Raw genomic sequence first — 19,539 nt, forward strand, 5'->3', positions numbered from 1 at the left:
CGCCCGTCATCCCTGTCCTCGTGACAGGGATCCAACCGACCCAAGTCCTTGGGTCGAAGAGTGTCTTCTCACGGCGCAGACGTACCGTGGCTGGATTCCTGTGACAAGCACAGGAATGACGGAGGAAGATAGAGCCGTGACAGGGTGGATCCGCAGCGAAAATTCTCCAACCCATGCTTAGAGCAAGTTGTTTTCGGGGCATCCTAGTCCCGGCTTCGTATGAACTGCCGACAAAAGGCTGATGGCTTCGGTCGAACTGCAACCTCTCCGCCCGTCATCCCTGTGCTTGTCACAGGGATCCAGCCGGCCCAAGTCCTTGGGTCGAAGAGGGTCTCCTCACGGCGCAGGCGCGCCGTGGCTAGATTCCTGTGACAAGCACAGGAGTGACGGAGGAGGATGGGGCCGTGACAGACGGCCAACTTTCAGATCGACGCAAGGACGAATTCGCAGCAAATCCAAAGACCTGAAACAAAAATGGGAACGGATTTGCGTCCGTTCCCATTTCCATTTTCATACCTCAAAGGTCGCTCGGCGAAATCCTCAGACCTTGACCCACGCCCCATTGCGCTTCGAAGACGCCACGCAGGCCTCGACAAAGGCGACGCCCTTCACGCCGTCATCGACGGTGGGGTAGACGACAGCCGGATCGACGGCCTTGCCCTTCTTGGCGGCGTTGATGGCGCGTGCGGCTTCCGTATAGATCGTCGCAAAGGCTTCGAGATAGCCTTCCGGATGACCTGACGGAACGCGGCTGACGCGGGCGGCGGCGGCACCCGATCCGGCGCCATTGCGGGTGATCAGCCGCTTCGGCTCGCCGAACGGCGTGAACCAGAGATAGTTCGGATCGGCCTGGACCCATTCGAGGCCACCCTTGGTGCCGTAGACACGAACCTTGAGGCCGTTCTCATGGCCGGGCGCCACCTGGCTGCACCAGAGCATACCCTTGGCCGGCTTCTCAGATCCCTTCGGCTTGAAGCGCAGCATGACATGGGCATTGTCGTCGAGACGACGGCCTTCGACAAAGCTGTCGAGATCGGCGGCCAGACTGTCCAGTTCCAGGCCGGAAACGAAGGCGCCGAGATTATAGGCATGGGTGCCGATATCGCCGGTCGAGCCGCCGACGCCCGATTGCGCCGGATCGGTGCGCCAGACGGCCTGTTTTGCGCCGGTCTGCTCGACGGCTTCCGTCAGCCAATCCTGCGGATATTCCGCCTGCACCAGCCGGATATCGCCAAGCTCGCCATTGGCGACCATTTCGCGGGCCTGACGGACCATGGGATAGCCGGTGTAATTATGCGTCAGAATGAAGAGCGCGCCGCTCTCGTCTGCGATCTTCTTCAGCTTCTTGGCATCGGCGAGGTTCGATGTCAGCGGCTTGTCGCAGATGACATGGATGCCGCGGCGCAGGAATTCCTTGGCAGCGTCGTAATGCACGTGGTTCGGCGTGACGATCGAGACGGCCTCGATGCCGTTCTTCAGCTTCGCCTCGCGGATCGCCATCTCGCGATAGCTGGAATAGGTGCGATCGGGAGCGAGCCCGAGGTCGCGACCGGACTGCATCGCCTTCTCAGCCGTGGACGACAGCGCGCCGGCGATGAGTTCATACTGGTCGTCGATGCGTGCAGCAATGCGATGCACCGCCCCGATGAACGCGCCGGCCCCACCGCCGACCATGCCGAGCCGGATGCGCGGCTCGCGCGCTTCTTCCGATGATCCTTCGATTGTCATTCTATCCTCCTCGAAAATATACTTGCTGGAAACAAAGCCCTCTCTGCCCTGCCGGCATCTCCCCCACAAGGGGGGAGAAGACTCGTGGCTTGCATTCGGCCCATTTGAAGCGCCGACGATGCGGCAACTTAGCCCTCCCCCTTGTGGGGAGGGGTTGGGGAGGGGTCTTCTTAGAGCCCCAGCATCCGCCGGTTGGCCGCCTGATCCGTTCCGCCGGCCGCGAAATCGTCGAAGGCCTTTTCGGTGACGCGGATGATATGTGCCTTGACGAATTCGGCACCTTCACGGGCACCGTCTTCCGGATGCTTCAGCGCGCATTCCCATTCGACCACGGCCCAGCCATCGAAATTATTCGCCGTCATCTTCGAGAAGACCGCGCCGAAATCGACCTGGCCATCACCCAGAGAGCGGAAGCGGCCGGCGCGCTCGACCCAGCCCTGATAGCCGCCATAGACGCCCTGCCGGCCGGTCGGGTTGAATTCCGCGTCCTTGACGTGGAACATCTTGATCCGGTCCTTGTAGATGTCGATGTTGTCGAGATAGTCGAGGCACTGCAGCACATAGTGAGAGGGGTCGTAGAGCATGTTGGCGCGCGGATGGTTCTTCACGCGCTCCAGGAACATCTCGAAGGTGATCCCGTCATGCAGGTCTTCGCCGGGATGGATTTCGTAGCAGACATCGACGCCGTTTTCGTCGGCATGATTGAGGATCGGCGTCCAGCGCTTGGCAAGCTCTTCGAAGGCGGTCTCGACGAGACCGGCCGGACGTTGCGGCCAGGGATAGATGAAGGGCCAGGCGAGCGCGCCGGAGAAGGTCGCATGCGCCTTGATGCCGAGGTGCTTGGAAGCGGTGATCGCCATCTTCACCTGCTCGACGGCCCATTCCTGCCGTGCCTTCGGATTGCCGCGCACTTCCGGCGCCGCAAAGCCGTCGAAGGCCTCGTCATAGGCCGGATGCACGGCAACGAGCTGGCCCTGCAGATGGGTGGAAAGCTCGGTCACTTCGACGCCGTTCTCGCGTGCCTTGCCGGCGAATTCGTCGCAATAGTCCTTGGAGCTGGCCGCCTTCTTGAGGTCGATCAGCTGGCTCGCCCAGGTCGGAACCTGCACGCCGACATAGCCGGTATCAGCCGCCCATTTGGTGATGGCATCCCATGAGTTGAACGGGGCCGCATCGCCTGCGAATTGTCCGAGAAAGAGGCCGGGGCCCTTGATCGTTTTCATGTCAATTCCTCCCTGAATGACGAACGTAAACGTTTCCGATAGAGTTCTACCACGCAATTTGCTGTCGGCAAGTCGATTTCGGCCAAACAGCCAATCTGCCCCTGAGGGCGGAAATCAAAGGTGCCCGACTTAATCACGGCATGCCTGTGGCCGCAAGATGTACGTACCGCATTTCTCGCCTTCCCCTGCCCTTCTCGCCGCCGAACCGAAGCCTGACAGCGGGGTCGCAACGGGGCTGGGGCTCGTTTCGATGGACTTCCCGCCATGCCGTGATACTCTTTCCGGACCAGGAGGTTGGCGCATGACGCGGCGACTGGCAGCAATCTTGGATGCCGATGTTGTCGGCTTCTCCCGGCTGATGGGTTTCGACGAAGCCGGAACCTTTGCGACGTTGAGAGCCCACAATACCGAACTCATCGTGCCCGCAATCACCGAAAACCACGGGCGCGTCGTGAAATTTGTCGGCGACGGCACACTCGCGGAATTCGCCAGCGTCATCGACGCGCTGAAATGCGCGATGGACCTCCAGAGAGCACTGCATTTGCGCAACGAGAGCGTCGAGCCTGAGCGACGAATGCTCTGGCGCATCGGCGTCCATATCGGCGACATTCTGGCCGAAGGTGACGACATCTTCGGCGATGGCGTCAGCATCGCCACGAAGCTGCAACGGCTCGCGCCGCCGGGCGGGGTCTGTGTATCCCAGCAGGTTCGCGATCAGATCGGCTCGAAACTGGAATTCCACGCGACCGACTTCGGCAACCGCAGGCTCCACGATACCGACCATCCGGTGCGCATCTGGTGCTGGTCTCCACAGGGAGAGGAAATCGTCTCTTGCGTGCTGTCCAATGCGCCGCTGCCGGTCCAGGACCGGCCGTCGATTGCGGTCCTGCCCTTTGTGAACAGATCGAACGTGGAAGGGCAGGAACACTTTTCGGACGGCTTTACCGACGAGCTGATCGCAACGCTTGCCCATTGCCGCTGGCTGCTTGTGGCTGCCCGCAATTCGTCCTTCAGCTACAAGGGACGGTCGATCGATGCGCGAAAGGTCGCGGAAGACCTCGGCGTGAAATATGTGCTGGAAGGCAGCGTCAGGCGATCGGAGAGCAAGATCCGCATTACGGCGCAGCTGCTGAGCGGCAGCGACGGCACCCTGCTGTGGGCGGAACGCTACGATCGCACTCTGGCCGATATTTTCGACGTGCAGGACGAGATCGCCTCCGAGATCACCGGAACGATCGAGCCGGAGCTGGGCGCGATCGAATTCGCAGCGCTTCGCGGACGCTCGATCGTCGACATGACCGCATGGGAGATCTACCTGAAGGGCCTCTGGCACCTCTACAAGTTCACGCGCGAGGAGCTGGAGATCGCCAAGGACTTGTTCGAGCAGGCAATCGGCATCGATCCCACCTTTGCGCAGGCCCACGCGCGATTGGCCTATGTCCATATTCAGCTCGGCTGGTACGGGCCGCTGGAGGAACGGGCCGATCACATATGCGACGCGATCGATCTGGCCGAACGCGCGATCGCGGTGGACCAGAAGGAGCCGGCCGCGCATCTGGCGCTTGGCCGGGCGCTGGCGCTTGACGGCGCGATCGAAGCCGGGATCGCCCATCTTCGCACCGCGATAAAACTGGATCACAGCTTCGCCCAGGCGCATTTCGCGCTGGGCCAGGCCATGTGCTATGCCGAGCGGCCTGAAGAGGGAATACCCGAAATCAGGGAGGCGTTTCGGCTGAGCCCGCGTGACCCGCATATGTGGACTTTCCATAACATGCTCGCGCTCGCGCATTATCAACTGAACAGCATGGACGAGGCGGCCGAGGCGGCGCGCGCATCGCTGCGCTCTCCGAATGTCACATTCTGGCCGGCACTCGTCCTGACGGCCATCCTTGGCCGACAGGAAAAAGTCGACGAGGCGCGGGAGACGATTGCAAGACTTCAGCGCTTCCGCCCCGCAATGAACCTCGCACAGGCGCGGGCAGAATTCTTTTTCGGCGACCATCCCGTGATGACAAAGGCCTTCGTCGATCAGTTCGTTGCGGATCTCGCAAAGGCCGGCCTGCCGGAATAGAGCAATTCCAGCAAAAGTGTCACACGGTCTTGCGTCCGGAATTGCGTCAAATCAAAGCTTTAGCCACGAAAAAGAAAACGCCCGTCCTTTCGGACGGGCGCCTTGGAACGCAGATGGATCAGAACGGAGAATCCGGGAAGTAGAAGTCCTTGGCATTGTCCTTGGTGACGAGCGTCGCATCGAGGATGTAGCTGCCGCGAACCGGAACCTGATCATAGAGCGAAGCAGCGGTCAGCTGCATTGCCGTGCCGACCATTGCCGGCGGATAGAGAACGTCGACCGGGATCAGCTTGTCGCCGTCCATGACCTTCTTGACCATGTCTTTCGAGCCGGCGCCGGCGACGACATACTTGATGTCGGTCCGCTTGGCCTGATCGATCGCCTGCAGCACGCCGACAGCCATGTCGTCGTCCTGGCACCAGACCACATCGATCTTCGGATACTTGGTCAGGTAGTCCTGCATGACCTTGAAGGCGTCGTCGCGGTTCCAGTTGCCGTACTGGCGATCGAGAACCTTGACGTTGGAGCCGGCAATGCCCTTGTCGAAGCCGTCCTGGCGCTGCTGGTCGATCGGGATCGGCAGACCGCGGATGACGACGACCTGTGCGTCCGGCGTGTTGTCCTTGATGTACTTGCCGGCGACTTCGCCGAGCGCCGGATTGTTGCCGGCCACATAGAGGTCACGAACGGAGTTGTCGTTGTTGCTCGGCGCACGGTCGACGAGTGCCACGAACTTGCCCTTGTCCTTGACTTCCTTGATCGCGTTGACGAGCGGATCCGGATCGGACGGCAGGATGACCAGCGCGTCGATGCCCTGGGTTTCCAGGTCCTGAACGGCGTTTGCCTGGCTCGCCGCATCCGGCGAGGTCTTGACGATGACGTTCAGACCCGGATGCTCAGCCATCAAGAGCTTGGCGACGCGATTGGCATGAAACACGACGCCCGATGTCCAGCCGTGGTCTGCAGCCGGAATGGACACGCCGATCGTGAACTTCTTGTCTTCGGCGTGAGCGGCGCCGGCAAGCGTTACCGCCGCCACCGCCAGACCCAACATAAGTTTGCGCATACTACTCTCCTCCCAAAAAACGTCAGGGACTTCTCCGCTTCCAGACCGCGCCGCCCCGATAGCCCGGTCAATTCAGTCAAGCCAATTCAGTCAACCCCGGTTAAAACTCAGCTCTTGCGCACAAGCGAGCGCTGAACCAGCATGGCGATGATGATGATCGCGCCCTGGATCGCCCCGATCAGGTATTCGCTGATGAAATTCGAAAGCAGCATGATGTTGCCGACGAGTTCGAGGATGAAGGCGCCGCAGATCGTGCCCCACACCCGGCCCGCGCCGCCCTTGAGCGCCGTGCCGCCGACGACGACTGCGGTAATCGCCTGCAGCTCCCACAAAATACCTGTCGTCGCCGAGGTCGAACCCAGGCGCGGCACGTAGAGCAGGACGGCGATCGCGACGCAGAGGCCCTGGATGACGAAGGCGATCGTCCGCACGCGGTTGACGGCGATGCCGGAGTAGCGCGCCACATCGCTGTTCGACCCGACAGCCACGACATGGCGGCCATAGCGGGTGCGGTAGAGAATGAAGGCGGCAACGGCGGTCACGGCCAGGATCACGACGATCGGGATCGGCACGCCGGCGATGCTGCCGAAATAGGCCGGACGATAGAGATTCTGGATTTCCGAGGAACGCAAGGTGATCGCCCCGCCCTGCGACAACCATGTCGTCAAGCCGCGAAAGATGCCCATCGTGCCAAGCGTCGCGATAAAAGGCTCGATCCGGCCCACCGTGGTGATCAGCCCGTTCGCAAGCCCGCAGAGCGAACCCGCGACAACGGTGAAGACAACAGCGGCGATCAGCATCATGACCGGATTTTGAATGACGCCGGAATTGATGAGAAGGATCATCAGGCTGGCGACGAAGGCCACCATGGAGCCGACGGAGAGATCGAGATCACCGGCCGAGATCACGAAGGTGGCGCCGACGGCAATGATCGCGATGAAAGCGCAGCGCGTGGCGACGTTGGCAAGATTGGTGATGCCGATGAAATTCGGGTTGACCAGCGCTCCCACAATGAGGAGCAGAGCCAGGGCCGCAAAGGGCGCCACGGCACGCAGGTCGACATCCCGCCAGGATCTCCGTCGGATTTCCCTGGTCTCCTCGCTCGCACTCATTTCCAAAACCAACCTCCCGTCCCAAATTTGCTGGGATTCTTGACCCAATGCGCCGCCGTTTAGCGGTACGCGTCGCTCAACCTCAGGCCGCCTGCTTTTTCAGGCCTGCGGCATAACGCATGATTTCCTGTTCGGAGATTTCTTCCCCCTCGAGCACGCCGACGATCCGCCCCTCGCGCATCACGGCGACCCGCGTGCAAAGCCCGATGATCTCGGGCATTTCCGAAGACACGACGATGATCGACCGGCCGTCACGCGCGAGCGCCGAAATGAAATGATAAATCTGCTGCTTGGTACCGACATCGATGCCGCGCGTCGGCTCGTCGATGATGATGATCTCAGGCTCGGTCTCCATGACCTTGGCGAGAAGCAGCTTCTGCTGGTTTCCGCCCGACATGCGGCCGGCAACGATGTTGCTGTCGCGAACGCGGATATCGAAGCGGCGTTTGGCCTTTGCGAGCGCCGCGGCCTCGCTGCCGGGGCTAAGATAGCCATGGCGGGAATGCTGGCCGAGCGACTGCAGCGTCAGATTGGTCATCATGTTCGAGCGCAATAGCAGGCCCTTGGACTTGCGATCCTTGGTCATGTAGGCAAGGCCGCATTTATTGGCCGCATGGACGTCGCCTGACGGAACCGACGTGCCCTTGATGAACACCTCGCCCGCAGCGCGTGTCCTGAGGCCCGCGATCGCTTCCATGAGCTCGGTGCGGCCGGAGCCGATCATGCCGGAAAAGCCGATGATCTCGCCCTTGCGCACCTCAAAGCTCGCATCCTGGACATAACCCGTCGAAACACCGTCGACGCGAAGGACGACCTCTTCATCGACATTGGGCTCGGCCTTGGCCGGATAGAGGCTGGAAAGCTCGCGCCCGACCATAAGCTGGGCAATCGACTCCCCGTCCAGCATGGAAGTAGGCGCTGTCTTGACCCACTGCCCGTCGCGAAGGACCGTGACCCGATCCGTCAACTCCATCACCTCGTCCAGCTTGTGCGAGACGAAGACGAAACTCGTGCCCTGATCGCGCAGCTTGCGCACCTGCTTGAAGAGCATCTTGGTTTCTTCGCGCGACAGCACCGCCGTCGGCTCGTCCATGAAGACGACACGGGCGTCGCGGCTGATCGCCTTGGCGATTTCCACCATCTGCTTGTCGGCAATCGAAAGCGTGCTGATCAAGGCATTCTCATCGACATGCGAACCGAGCATGTCGAGAATCTTGCGCGCCTGCCCCCGCATGTATTTGCGATCGAGCACGCCGAACCGGGTGACTTCCCGCCCCAGAAACAGGCTCTCGGTCACGGTCAGATGTTCGGCGAGATTGAATTCCTGGTGGATGATGACGATGCCCATCGCCTCCGCCGCGCCATTGGGCGGCAGAACCACCGGCTTGCCGTCGAGAATGATTTCGCCGGAGCTTGGCTGCTCGAAGCCGGAGAGCACCTTGACCAGGGTCGATTTTCCGGCACCATTCTCGCCCATCAGCGCATGGATTTCGCCGGCTCTGAGGTCGAAATTCACGCTGAAGAGAACCTGCACGCCGCTGAAGGATTTGCAGATACGCCGAGCCGACAGCACCACTGGCGCAGCGTCCACAGTCTCCACGGTCATGATGTCCTCCCCTGCGGCTCCCATCCGCTTCGAGACCATATGTAAACCTTTACATACCTCATGTAAAGGTTTACATCATTGATATACACAGATCCGTCGGAACCCGCCTTTGACCTGCCGACCAGTCTGTGTAGTGTGCGGCGAAGACAGCCAAGGCAGAGCGCAGTGTCGAATTCCACGCCCGCAACAATCGAAGACGTCGCCCGGATCGCCGAGGTTTCGATCGCGACCGTCTCGCGGGCTATTCACACGCCGGAAAAAGTCGCCAATTCCACCCGGCTGAAGGTCAACCAGGCGATTGCGATCACGGGATATACGACCAATGCCATGGCCCGCAGCCTGAGGCTCGGCCGCTCCAACATGATCCTCGTCGTCGCGCCCGATATCGGCGACCCCAACTTTTCCAATATCTTGGTGGGCCTCGAAAACGAGGCGCGCGCGCATGGCTACGGCATCCTGATCGGCCACACGCAGAACGATGCGCAGCGCGGCCTCGAATATCTGAAATTCTTCAATTCCAACCAGGCGGCCGGGCTGATCCTCTTTACCGGCATCCTGCCCTTCGGCCACCAGACGATGACCGCCCGCCTGCCGCCGAGCGTCGGCGTCTTCGAGCCTGTTTTCAACGGCGGCATTCCCTATGTCGGCGTCGACGACATGGAAGGTGCCCGCAAGGCGGTCGATCTGCTGCTCGCCGAAGGCCACCGCAAGATCGCCTTCATCGGCGACAGCCGCACCCGCCTTGCCTATAGCCGCCGCCGACAGGGATACGATGCCGGCCTGAACGCAGCCGGCGTGCCGATGGACAAGCGCATCGTGCTGGAAGGCGACGGCACGATCGAAAGCGGAAGACACGCGGTCGAGCAGCTCTTCATGCGCGACACGCTGCCGACCGCCTTCATGTGCGTCAACGACCAGACGGCAATCGGCGTCATGATCGGCCTCGGCGCCCGCGGCTATGATATCCCTCGCGATTTCTCCGTGACCGGCTTCGACGACGTCCCCCAGGCCGTCTTCATGTCCCCGCCGCTGACCACCATTCGCCAGCCGCGCACAATGATCGGCAAACACGCGATGGCGCTGCTGCTGGAACTGCTGTCCGACGGCCGCCCGGCCGAAACGGAAATCCTGCTGCGGCCGGATCTGGTGGTCCGGAACTCGGTCTCGTCGCCGGCGAAGGGGTGGGGGAAGCGGTAAGCTTCCAAATGGAGCGAGCGATCAGAAAGCAGAATTCGCAAACGCTCGACGATATTCTCAAGGGCGAGGAAGATTGATAGCCGTATTGCGTGCTTTTTTGGATCATTGCGGGCGCGTCCCGGATCTGTGATTTTCCGCGAACGAATCCAGCATGAAAGGCTTGAAGACATGGGGCAGCCACCGGAAGGCGAAATGCCGCGACATTTGGTTAAGCTGACAGGCGTGGAAACCCAGGTGGAGGCTGAGGTGATCATCTCCATGCTGAGCGCCTATGGTATTTATGCAATGTTGGCTTGGACCGGCCGCGGCGAACCTTTGACAATCAATGATGTGGATGCCGACCTCGAAGACGCCAGAACTTTGCTGTCCGCAGCCGACGAGCAGAACTGATTGCGATCATGGAAATGAGGTCGCCAGCCGGCCAAGGCCGTTGCAGACCTGCCAAAGAGCCTGCATTGCAAAAGCCTTCACCACATCCCGAGCTCTCCATCGCGTGACCAAATGACCCGCTCGCTGACAAAATTCGCTTGCCTGGACTGCTGCAGGGTCTTCAAGCGGCCTGCCGATGCAATACAGAAAACATGCCCACGCTGCGCCGGCATCACTTACAGGACTGGATCGGATTTCCGGCCGCCATCAGCCAATGACAGAAAGGGCTGGGCTGTCGCGGCTTTTCTTATTTTGAAGGGTTTCCCGTATTACAGGCTCGGAGTGCCATATCCGACCACCCTGAATGAAGCCCGACAATTTGTTAAGGTGAATGCCGCGCTTGCCGTAGATGTCGCGGAGAACAGAACTATTCCCCTGTACTGGCCCCGAGATCAACGCGCATAGTATTGGTCAGACTGGTGCAAAAAAGGTCGGAAAACAGATTTCCGACCCCTCTCGACCTATTGTTCCTGTCGGTCGTTACTGCCGACCGGCGGTCACGCCGCCGTCGACAGGAAGCACGGTGCCGGTGATCCAGGAGGCTTGGTCAGATGCAAGGAAGAGGATCGCATCAGCGATATCCTTGGCCTGACCATTGCGGCCGAGCGGATGGAAGGCGTCGAACGTCGGAAGCACCTGCTTCACCTGCTCGGCGGACATGAAGGTATTGTAGACCGGCGTTTCAACGACCGCCGGTGCGACAGCATTGATGCGGATCTTGTAGGGCGCAAGTTCGATGGCGAGATTGCGCACCATGGCATGGACGCCGGCATTTGCGGCTGAATAGGCGGCCGATGGCGTGGCGCCAATCGCCTGGATCGCCCACATCGAACCGGTCTGGACGATTGCGCCGCCCCTGTCCTTCATCGCCTTGGCGGCGGCCTGCGCGGTGAAGAACTTACCCTTGAGGATCGTATCGAGATACCAGTCGTAATCGGCCTCGGTCAGTTCGATAAACGGCTTCGGATTGAACACACCGGCATTGTTCACGAGAATGTCCAGGTTGCCGAAGCGAGTGACGGCGGCATCGACGAGCGCCTGGCCTGTCGTCGGATTAGCGATATCGCCGGCCGAAACGATGACCTTCTTGCCTGTCGGATCGATTTCGCGCGCCGCCCCTTCGAGCTTGGCCGCGTCGCGGCCGTTAATGGCAACCATCGCGCCTTCCGCCACGAATCGCGCCGCTGTTTCCCGACCGATACCCGAGCCGCCACCAGTAATGGCAACCACTTTTCCTTCAAAACGCATTATGGGCTCCTTTTGTTTATCTATCGATAGATAGATTGCAAGAACCTCTTTAGCGATTGCGTTTCGCTCTGGCAATCCCTATCTATCAAGAGATAGAGAGGTGATTCAATGAGTGACATTGCAAATGCAATTCTGGATGCGGCGGAGCGACGGATCAGGGAGGCTGGCTATAGCGGTTTCAGCTTTCGGGAAATCGCGGCCGACGTCGGCGTGAAGAGCTCCAGCGTTCATTATCATTTTCCGACGAAAGAGCGGTTGGCGGCAGCCGTTGCGCGTCGCTACACGGATCGTTTCGCAGAGGCGGTTTCCGAGGCCGGCAAGGCCGGTCTGGCTCCGGCCGAATCCTGGCACCGCGTGTTTCGCAAGGCATTGGTAGAAGACGGCCGAATGTGCCTGTGCGGCGCGCTTGCCGCCGCGGCGAAAGACCTGCCAGAGGAAGTGCGTATCGAGGCGCAGCGCTTTTTCCAGCGAGGTGTCGAGACGCTCGTCAATGCCGGTTTGTCGCAACGCGAGGCCATGAAGCTGTTGGCCAATCTGGAGGGCGCGATGCTTGTCGCCAATGCGCTCGGGGATACCGCTATTTTCGACGAGGTCGCCGGCTGATCGAAAGGTCTGCCGGGTCGAACGACTGGCGACGCAGCTTGGCATCGAAGTTGGTTTTACCAGTCTTTAGGAGAAGCGCTAAGCCTACGCATCGGACGCTTTCACCAAAACGGTATCGGAAGATTGGCCCCGCCGTTGAAACCTGCATAGCGCCACAATAAATATCCCGTGAATTTCGCAATCGCGCTCCATTGATGAGGGCTGGTCAAAAATGAAACGTCACGACTTCGATGATCTCGCAGCCTTCGTGATCGTCGCGGAGGAGCGTAGCTTCACCCGCGCCGCGGCGCGCCTTGACATATCGTCCTCGGGCCTCAGCCACATAATGCGGCTCCTAGAGGAACGCCTCGGCGTGAGGCTTTTGGCGCGCACGACCCGCAGCGTCGCCACGACCGAAGCCGGCGAACGGCTGCTCCAGACCTTGCGTCCCGCATTCGCGGATATCGGTCGGGGCCTGCAGGCGTTGGGCGAATTGCGCGAAAAGCCTTCTGGCACAGTGCGCATCACCGCCGGCAAGCACGCCGCTGTCTCTCTCGTCACGCCAATCTTGCCGTCCTTCCATCGCGACTATCCCGATATCAGGGTCGAACTCATCGTCGGCGACCGGCTGGAGGATATCGTCGCTTCGCGCTTCGATGCCGGCATTCGCTTCGGCGAGAGGATAGACAAAGACATGGTCGGCATCAGGATCGGACCCGATATCCGCGCTGCCGTGGTCGGCGCCCCCTCCTATTTCGCCCAGCATCCGCCACCGAAGAACCTGCAGGACCTCGCGAACCACGATTGCGTCACCTATTACATGACGTCCGCCGGTGGTCCCTACTGGTGGGAGTTCGAGGAGGATGGCCGTGACGTCGAGGTCAAGGTCAGCGGCAGCTTCATGGTCAATGATTCCGACATGATGATTGCGGCAGCGCTTGCCGGGTCCGGCCTTGTCTATGTCTTCGAAGACTTCGCCGAAGAGCACCTGCGCAACGGCCGGCTCGTCAGGGTGCTGGAGGATTACTGCAAGCCCTTTCCAGGCTATTCCATCTACTATCCGAGCCGGCGACAGATGCCGCCGGCGCTTTCTGTATTCGTCGAGGCGCTTCGGTCGAACGCGCGTCGGGCTAGGAATCAGGCAGCCGGCAACGAGGCCATGTCGATGACGAAGCGATAGCGCACGTCGCCACGTTCCAGCCTTTCGAACGCCGTGCCAATGTCCTGGATGGCGATCATCTCGCATTCCGGCAGGATGTTCTTGCGGGCGCAGAAATCCAGCATCTCCTGGGTCTCCCGGATGCCGCCGCTCGGCGTCCCGGCAATCCGGCGGCGGCCCAGGATCAGCGGCATGTTGTTGAACTTCGGCGTATCGACCAGCGAGCCGGCGATCACAAGCGTGCCATCCACGTCGAGAAGGCCGAGATAGGGGCTAAGATCGTGCTCGTAGGGAACGGTGTCGATGATGACGTCGAAGCCGAAGGCGGCCGATTCCATCTGCTCGGCCGACGTCGACAGCAGCACCCTGTCCGCTCCCAATTCGCGCGCCGTATCGATCTTGCCTTCGGAGCGCGTCAGGACCGTCGTATTGGCGCCGAGCGCGGAGGCGAACTTGACCGCCAGATGCCCGAGCCCGCCGAGCCCGATGACGCCCACCCGGCTGCCGGGGCCGACATTCCAGGTGCGAAGCGGCGAATAGGTGGTGATGCCGGCGCAGAGCAGCGGCGCGGCACGTGCCATGTCGAGCCCTTCGGGCATGCGCAGCACGAATTCTTCGCGTACGATAATATGGTTGGAATAGCCGCCATAGGTGACGTCGCCAGTCACCCGATCCTGGCCGTTATAGGTGATGGTCACGCCCTTGTAGCACATCTGCTCTTCGTTGCGGCGGCACTGCTCGCACTCCATGCAACTGTCGATGATGGTGCCGACGGCGACATTGTCGCCGACCTTGAAGCCCGTGACGCTGCCGCCGACGGCGGAAACTCGGCCGACGATCTCATGGCCTGGCACCAGCGGGTAGATCGAAAAGCCCCAGTCGTTACGGGCCATGTGCAGGTCGGTGTGGCAGACGCCGCTGTAGAGGATATCGATCGCGACATCATTATGGCGCAGTTCGCGGCGTTCGAAGGAAAAGGGTTGCAACGGTGTGTTCGCATCTGTTGCGGCATATGCTGATGTTTTCAATGGTGCATCCTCGCAAGGCTGTTGGAAGTCTGACCGGCGCAGACTGGCGCCAAGGCGGATATAGCCACGATGATCCGTCCGCATTAGCGGCCCGTTGCTGGATGGGTTTGTGAGCACAGCTCAGCAATCGGAACGACGGACGCACGCCTGTCGTTGCTTGAAAACTTCGAGCTGGTCTTCGATTGCCGCTATGCGCGACCTATTCGCGCAACATGGACGCTTGAGTTGAAAAAAGTCGCCCTCACGTCGATGATGCGCCACACGGTCCTGGCCGCCGTATGGGTTCGCGTGGATGATCCTACCATTTCGTCCGCACATCCGGCCTGCACGACCGTCCCGATGGTAGAACCATGAAGAGACAGCGATTTTGAAGATTCTTATCCTGGGCGGCTATGGCGTTTTCGGCGGGCGGCTGGCCGAACTATTATCCGACATCGCTGGGCTCGAGCTGATCATCTGCGGCCGCAGCCTCGAGCGTGCCGCTCGGTTCTGTGCTGCCTATCGCGGCAAGGCCTCAGCTCGCCCGCTTCAATCGGACCGCGCCGAGATCACCGAGACGCTGGCCGCCGAAGGCCCCGACCTCGTCGTCGATGCGTCAGGCCCATTTCAGACCTATGGCGACGATCCCTACGGCGTTATTCGCGCATGCATCGCATCGGGCACGGACTACACGGATTTTGCCGATGCCGCCGATTTCGTATTCGGCGTTTCGCAATTCGATGCCGAGGCCAAGGCGGCGGGCGTTTTCATCCTGTCGGGCGTCAGCAGCTTTCCGGTGCTGACATCAGCCGTGCTGCGCGAGATGGAAAAGACGATGGACATTACGTCAGTGGAAGGCGGCATCGCGCCCTCGCCCTTCGCCGGCATAGGGCTCAACGTCATGCGCGCGGTCGTCGGCTATGCTGGCGCTCCCGTAAAGCTCCTGCGAAACGGCGTTCAGACCCATGCCATCGGCCTTGCCGAGAGCATGCGCTATACGATTGCGGTGCCGGGGCGACTTCCGCTCAGAAACATCCGCTTCTCGCTCGTCGACGTTCCGGACCTTCAGGTCATCCCGCCGGAGCACGCTACGCTACGGGATATATGGATGGGCGCTGGCCCCGTGCCCGAATTCCTGCATCGCATCCTCAATCTGCTGGCAAAGGCGCGCGCGACATTGTCGCTGCCCTCGCTGGTGCCTCTGTCGGGGCTGTTCTACAGAGTGCTGAACCTGATGCGGTTCGGCGAGCATCGCGGCGGCATGTTCGTACGCGCCAGGGGGCTGAAGGACGGCAAGCCGGTCGAGCAGAGCTGGCACTTGTTGGCTGAGGGGGACGATGGCCCCTACATTCCCTCCATGGCGATCGAGGCCATCGTCCGCAAGCTCCTGAACGGCATCCGCCCGAACTCCGGCGCTCGGCCAGCAACCCGCGCACTGGAGCTTGCAGATTACGACCGGATGTTTGCTCACAGGCCGATCTATACCGGGTTCCGCAAGACGGAAGGCGAAATCGCCCCCATCTACCGGCAGGTGTTGGGCACAGCCTTCGACAGGCTCCCTCCGCAGATGCAAGCGCTGCATGGCGCGGCGCAATCGCGAAAATGGGTCGGGCGTGCGGAAGTGAAGCGCGGGACCTCGGGCATCGCCAAAATGATCGCCAGCATCATCGGCTTTCCGAGCGCAGCGGCAGATATCCCGGTCACCGTCGCCTTGTCATCGAAACAGGGCATCGAGACCTGGACCAGAACCTTCGGGAAGAAGTCCTTCTCCTCCGTCCAGCAACCTGGCACGGGCAGGAACGACTGCCTGATGCTCGAGCGCTTTGGAATGATCACCGTCGCGCTCGCCCTCGTCATGGAAGAAGACCGTCTGTTCTTCATTCCCCGCAATTGGTCCTTGCTGGGAATTCCGCTTCCGCGTTTCCTGCTGCCGAAAGGCGGGACCTTCGAAACGGAGCGCGACGGGCGCTTCTGCTTCGACGTGAAGATCGCAATGCCCGGAGTGGGATTGATCGTCGCCTATAAGGGGGCGATGGAACCGGTGCCGAAGGAAGCTTAGGGCAAAGCAACCGACCACTAGCCGCTGCCGCACAAAAAAGAGCCGGGAAGCTCTCGCTCCCCGGCTCTCTTCAAAAGTCAAACCCGTAATCAAACGTAGCGGTTGACGACGTTTTCCAGCAGTTCCTGCTTGCCGGACTTCGGCTGCGGGTTGATGTCCCTGCTTTCGACCCAGTGGGCGATCTCGTCGAGCGAGTATTCGCCGCGCAGCAGCTTCTGGCTTTCGGCAGAATCCCAGCCGGCGTAGCGGTCCGCAAGCGGCTGCGACAGCGCCTTATCCTCGATCATCTTTGCGGCAGCCTTTAGGCCGCGGGCGCAGCAATCCATGCCGCCGATATGGCCGATCAAAAGGTCTGCCGGATCGAGCGACTGGCGACGCAGCTTGGCGTCGAAGTTGGTGCCGCCGTTCTTGAAGCCGCCGCCTGCCAGAACGTGGTAGTAAGCCAGCGCCATTTCCGGAACGTTGTTCGGGAACTGGTCGGTATCCCAGCCGGACTGGTAGTCGTTGCGGTTCATGTCGATCGAGCCGAAGATGCCGAGCGCGTTGGCGAGCGCCAGTTCGTGCTCGAAGGAATGGCCGGCAAGGATCGCATGACCCTGCTCGATATTGACCTTCACTTCGTTTTCGAGGCCGTTCTTCTTCAGGAAGCCGTAAACGGTCGCGACGTCGTAGTCATACTGGTGCTTGGTCGGCTCCTGCGGCTTCGGCTCGATCAGGATCGTGCCCTTGAAGCCGATCTTGTGCTTGTACTCGACGACGAGGTTGAGGAAGCGGCCCATCTGGTCGAGTTCGCGCTTCAGGTCAGTGTTGAGCAAGGTTTCATAGCCTTCGCGGCCGCCCCAGAGCACATAGTTGTCGCCACCGAGCTTCATGGTCGCGTCCATGCAGGTCTTGACCGTCGCAGCCGAGAACGCAAACACTTCCGGATCCGGATTGGTGGCAGCGCCCGACATGAAGCGGCGGTTGGAGAAGAGGTTCGCCGTGCCCCAGAGCAGCTTGACGCCTGATGCAGCCTGCTTTTCAGCGAAGTAATCGACGATCTCGTTCAGGTTCTTGGTGTTCTCGGCAAAGTTCTTGCCTTCCGGACGCACATCGGCATCGTGGAAGCAATAGAAGGGCGAGCCGAGCAGGCTGAAGAATTCGAACGCAACGTCAGCCTTCAGCTTGGCTGCCTTCATCGTGTCTTCGAACCAGGGGCGCTGGAACGTCTGGCCGCCGAAGGGGTCGCCGCCCGGCCAGGTGAAGGTATGCCAGTAGGCCACGGCAAAGCGCAGATGGTCTTCCATCCGCTTGCCCATGACGACTTCGTCCTTGTTGTAGTGACGGAAGGCCAGCGAATTGGTGCTGTCAGGGCCTTCATACTTGATCTTCTGGATGTCGCCGAAAAATCCGGTGCTCATGTGATTCCTCCTTGAGACGAATAGGCTTGGAAAGTCCCCCTCTGCCTGCCGGCATCTCCCACAAGGGGGAGAAAGCCGATGGGCACCGCCCGCTACTCGAGCAGGCTTGGGGCAGTGAAGCCCCTCCCCTTATGGGGAGGGGTTGGGGAGGGGTCTTTCGACCACTCCCGTCAGGATTAAATTCAATGCGCCAGCGACTTGAGCGGCGGGTAGAGCGCACGATAACGCTTGTAAGCATCCTCATAGGCAGAGCTCAGGCCGGCGACCGGCTCGATCGTGCCGGATGTCGCAGGCGGCGTGCAGACCGCGACCGGATCGGCCCCCGTCGCCGCGATCAGGCCGAGGCGGGCAGCGCCGAAGGCCGCGCCGAAATCGCCATCGGCGGGGAGATCGACGGGAACGCCGAGTGCCGTCGCGATCGAGGCCAGCCAGTAGCGCGAGCGCGAGCCACCGCCGATCGCGGTCACGCGGGCGATGTCCGTGCCGGCAGAGCGGAGGGCTTCGAGATTATCGCGGATGGCGAAGGACACACCTTCCAGCACGGCCTGCGTCAGCACCGCGCGGCTGCTTTCATGGCCTAGGCCGATGAAGGCGCCGCGGATGGTGGCGTCGTTATGCGGCGTGCGTTCGCCGGAGAGATAAGGCAGGAAGGTCACGCTCGACGGCGCCTTCAAGCTCTCGCCGAGTTCGCCGGTGAGATCGGCCGGCGACTTGCCCGTCACTTCCGAATGCCAGTTCAGCGCGTCCGTGGCAGACAGGATGACACCCATCTGATGCCAGGTGTTGGGCAGAGCGTGACAGAATGCATGGACGGCGCTTTCCGGCTTCGGCAGGTAGGAACCGTTGGCGGCAAAGAGCACGCCTGATGTACCGAGCGAAACGAAGGCAGCGCCATGGCTGACAGTTCCCATGCCGCAGGCCGAGGCCGCATTGTCCCCTGCCCCGCCGGCAACGACGACGTCGCCCGATATGCCCCACTTCGAGGAAAGCTCAGAGCGCAGTTTGCCACCCTGTTCCGTACCCTCGATCAGCGAGGGCATCTGCTTTTCATCGAGATTGGTGGCAGCCAGCAGCTCGGAGGACCATTTGCGCTTGCCGGTGTCGAGCCAGGACGTACCGGCCGAGTCGGACATTTCGGAAATATGCTCGCCGGTCAGCCAGAGGCGCAGATAGTCCTTCGGCAGCAGAACCTTGGCGACCTTGGCAAAAATATCCGGCTCGTGCTTGGCGACCCAGACGAGTTTCGGCGCGGTGAAGCCGGGGAAGACGATATTGCCGGTCAGCGCCCGAAAGCGCGGATCGGCATCGAGTGCCGCAGCCTCGACATAGGAGCGCGTGTCGTTCCAGAGGATGCAGGGACGCAACACCTTGTCGTCGGCGTCAAGCAGCGTCGCACCATGCATCTGGCCGGACAGGCCGATACCGCGAACGGCAGCCAGTTCCTTCGGATGCGCCGCCTTGAGGCCGGCAATTGCCTCTTCCGTCGCGCGGATCCAGTGCGATGGCTCCTGCTCCGACCAGCCCGGATGCGGGCGCGAGACATCGAGCGAGCCGTTGGCCGAACCGATGATCTTCTGGTCGCCGTCGATCAGCATCGCCTTGACGCCGGATGTTCCAAGATCGAGACCCAAATACATGCGCGTTACTCCCTA

General features: G+C 61.1%; 15 protein-coding genes. 6 read left to right on the forward strand and 9 right to left on the reverse strand.

Features of this window, described 5'->3' with window-relative positions; genetic code table 11:
- Positions 1-540: 540 nt before the first annotated feature.
- Together DTW90_RS05535 and DTW90_RS05540 are read right to left on the reverse strand one after the other, a co-directional pair.
- Entirely contained in the window at positions 541-1,728 is a 1,188-nt protein-coding gene (locus DTW90_RS05535; protein ID WP_149336865.1) for a Gfo/Idh/MocA family oxidoreductase, read from the reverse strand.
- 170 nt (positions 1,729-1,898) lie between these two features.
- On the reverse strand, positions 1,899-2,951 hold the full coding sequence (locus tag DTW90_RS05540; RefSeq protein ID WP_149336866.1) for a sugar phosphate isomerase/epimerase: 1,053 nt from the start codon (positions 2,949-2,951) through the stop codon (positions 1,899-1,901).
- A 301-nt stretch (positions 2,952-3,252) separates the two neighbouring features.
- Between DTW90_RS05540 and DTW90_RS05545 the strand changes: the two genes are divergently transcribed.
- A complete protein-coding gene (locus DTW90_RS05545; RefSeq protein ID WP_149336868.1) occupies positions 3,253-5,022 on the forward strand; it encodes a tetratricopeptide repeat protein in 1,770 nt (589 codons plus the stop codon).
- 118 nt (positions 5,023-5,140) lie between these two features.
- On the opposite strand, the gene DTW90_RS05550 is transcribed toward DTW90_RS05545, so the two are convergent.
- The 3 genes from DTW90_RS05550 to DTW90_RS05560 all read right to left on the reverse strand — a co-directional run bounded on the left by DTW90_RS05550 (position 5,141) and on the right by DTW90_RS05560 (position 8,806).
- The gene (locus tag DTW90_RS05550) at positions 5,141-6,088 is read right to left on the reverse strand and encodes a substrate-binding domain-containing protein (protein ID WP_149336870.1); all 948 of its coding nucleotides are present in this window, start codon (positions 6,086-6,088) and stop codon (positions 5,141-5,143) included.
- A gap of 107 nt (positions 6,089-6,195) precedes the next feature.
- Positions 6,196-7,200 carry an ABC transporter permease gene (locus DTW90_RS05555; RefSeq protein ID WP_149336872.1) on the reverse strand — a complete coding sequence of 335 codons (1,005 nt, stop codon included), beginning with the start codon at positions 7,198-7,200 and terminating at the stop codon, positions 6,196-6,198.
- Positions 7,201-7,282: 82 nt separating this feature from the next.
- Positions 7,283-8,806 (reverse strand): sugar ABC transporter ATP-binding protein, encoded by a 1,524-nt coding sequence (locus tag DTW90_RS05560; protein ID WP_149336874.1) that lies wholly within the window; start codon positions 8,804-8,806, stop codon positions 7,283-7,285.
- A gap of 165 nt (positions 8,807-8,971) precedes the next feature.
- On the opposite strand from DTW90_RS05560, the gene DTW90_RS05565 reads away from it, so the two are divergent.
- Positions 8,972-10,003, forward strand: coding sequence for a LacI family DNA-binding transcriptional regulator (locus DTW90_RS05565; protein ID WP_149336876.1), 1,032 nt, complete (start codon positions 8,972-8,974; stop codon positions 10,001-10,003).
- A 168-nt stretch (positions 10,004-10,171) separates the two neighbouring features.
- Positions 10,172-10,393 (forward strand): hypothetical protein, encoded by a 222-nt coding sequence (locus tag DTW90_RS05570; RefSeq protein WP_149336878.1) that lies wholly within the window; start codon positions 10,172-10,174, stop codon positions 10,391-10,393.
- Between the two features lie 519 nt (positions 10,394-10,912).
- On the opposite strand, the gene DTW90_RS05575 is transcribed toward DTW90_RS05570, so the two are convergent.
- Entirely contained in the window at positions 10,913-11,680 is a 768-nt protein-coding gene (locus DTW90_RS05575) for an SDR family NAD(P)-dependent oxidoreductase (protein WP_149336880.1), read from the reverse strand.
- A gap of 108 nt (positions 11,681-11,788) precedes the next feature.
- Here DTW90_RS05575 and DTW90_RS05580 point away from each other — a divergent pair, with 108 nt between their 5' ends.
- Together DTW90_RS05580 and DTW90_RS05585 are read left to right on the forward strand one after the other, a co-directional pair.
- Positions 11,789-12,283, forward strand: a complete 495-nt coding sequence (locus DTW90_RS05580; protein ID WP_149336882.1) for a TetR/AcrR family transcriptional regulator — start codon at positions 11,789-11,791, stop codon at positions 12,281-12,283.
- Positions 12,284-12,494: 211 nt separating this feature from the next.
- On the forward strand, positions 12,495-13,442 hold the full coding sequence (locus DTW90_RS05585) for a LysR family transcriptional regulator (protein WP_149336884.1): 948 nt from the start codon (positions 12,495-12,497) through the stop codon (positions 13,440-13,442).
- Here the strand turns inward: DTW90_RS05585 and DTW90_RS05590 are convergent.
- Complete coding sequence (locus DTW90_RS05590) at positions 13,400-14,449, reverse strand: NAD(P)-dependent alcohol dehydrogenase (protein ID WP_149336886.1); 1,050 nt, start codon at positions 14,447-14,449, stop codon at positions 13,400-13,402. The two genes, DTW90_RS05585 and DTW90_RS05590, sit on opposite strands and share 43 nt — an antisense overlap.
- Positions 14,450-14,816: 367 nt before the next feature.
- Here DTW90_RS05590 and DTW90_RS05595 point away from each other — a divergent pair, with 367 nt between their 5' ends.
- Complete coding sequence (locus DTW90_RS05595) at positions 14,817-16,487, forward strand: SDR family oxidoreductase (protein WP_149336888.1); 1,671 nt, start codon at positions 14,817-14,819, stop codon at positions 16,485-16,487.
- Between the two features lie 89 nt (positions 16,488-16,576).
- On the opposite strand, the gene xylA is transcribed toward DTW90_RS05595, so the two are convergent.
- Both xylA and xylB read right to left on the reverse strand, forming a co-directional pair.
- A complete protein-coding gene (gene xylA, locus DTW90_RS05600; RefSeq protein ID WP_149336890.1) occupies positions 16,577-17,887 on the reverse strand; it encodes a xylose isomerase in 1,311 nt (436 codons plus the stop codon).
- A 182-nt stretch (positions 17,888-18,069) separates the two neighbouring features.
- A complete protein-coding gene (xylB, locus tag DTW90_RS05605; RefSeq protein ID WP_149336892.1) occupies positions 18,070-19,524 on the reverse strand; it encodes a xylulokinase in 1,455 nt (484 codons plus the stop codon).
- Between the last annotated feature and the right edge of the window lie 15 nt (positions 19,525-19,539).

The organism is Neorhizobium sp. P12A (genome assembly GCF_008365395.1).
Lineage (GTDB): Bacteria > Pseudomonadota > Alphaproteobacteria > Rhizobiales > Rhizobiaceae > Rhizobium.

Bases quoted from the DNA above. Each gene is read 5' to 3' on its own strand.
- DTW90_RS05535 (WP_149336865.1), bottom strand. From the start codon at position 1,728: ATGACAATCGAAGGATCATCGGAAGAAGCGCGCGAGCCGCGCATCCGG.
- DTW90_RS05540 (WP_149336866.1), bottom strand. From the start codon at position 2,951: ATGAAAACGATCAAGGGCCCCGGCCTCTTTCTCGGACAATTCGCAGGC.
- DTW90_RS05545 (WP_149336868.1), top strand. From the start codon at position 3,253: ATGACGCGGCGACTGGCAGCAATCTTGGATGCCGATGTTGTCGGCTTC.
- DTW90_RS05550 (WP_149336870.1), bottom strand. From the start codon at position 6,088: ATGCGCAAACTTATGTTGGGTCTGGCGGTGGCGGCGGTAACGCTTGCC.
- DTW90_RS05555 (WP_149336872.1), bottom strand. From the start codon at position 7,200: ATGAGTGCGAGCGAGGAGACCAGGGAAATCCGACGGAGATCCTGGCGG.
- DTW90_RS05560 (WP_149336874.1), bottom strand. From the start codon at position 8,806: ATGACCGTGGAGACTGTGGACGCTGCGCCAGTGGTGCTGTCGGCTCGG.
- DTW90_RS05570 (WP_149336878.1), top strand. From the start codon at position 10,172: ATGGGGCAGCCACCGGAAGGCGAAATGCCGCGACATTTGGTTAAGCTG.
- DTW90_RS05575 (WP_149336880.1), bottom strand. From the start codon at position 11,680: ATGCGTTTTGAAGGAAAAGTGGTTGCCATTACTGGTGGCGGCTCGGGT.
- DTW90_RS05580 (WP_149336882.1), top strand. From the start codon at position 11,789: ATGAGTGACATTGCAAATGCAATTCTGGATGCGGCGGAGCGACGGATC.
- DTW90_RS05585 (WP_149336884.1), top strand. From the start codon at position 12,495: ATGAAACGTCACGACTTCGATGATCTCGCAGCCTTCGTGATCGTCGCG.
- xylA (WP_149336890.1), bottom strand. From the start codon at position 17,887: ATGAGCACCGGATTTTTCGGCGACATCCAGAAGATCAAGTATGAAGGC.
- xylB (WP_149336892.1), bottom strand. From the start codon at position 19,524: ATGTATTTGGGTCTCGATCTTGGAACATCCGGCGTCAAGGCGATGCTG.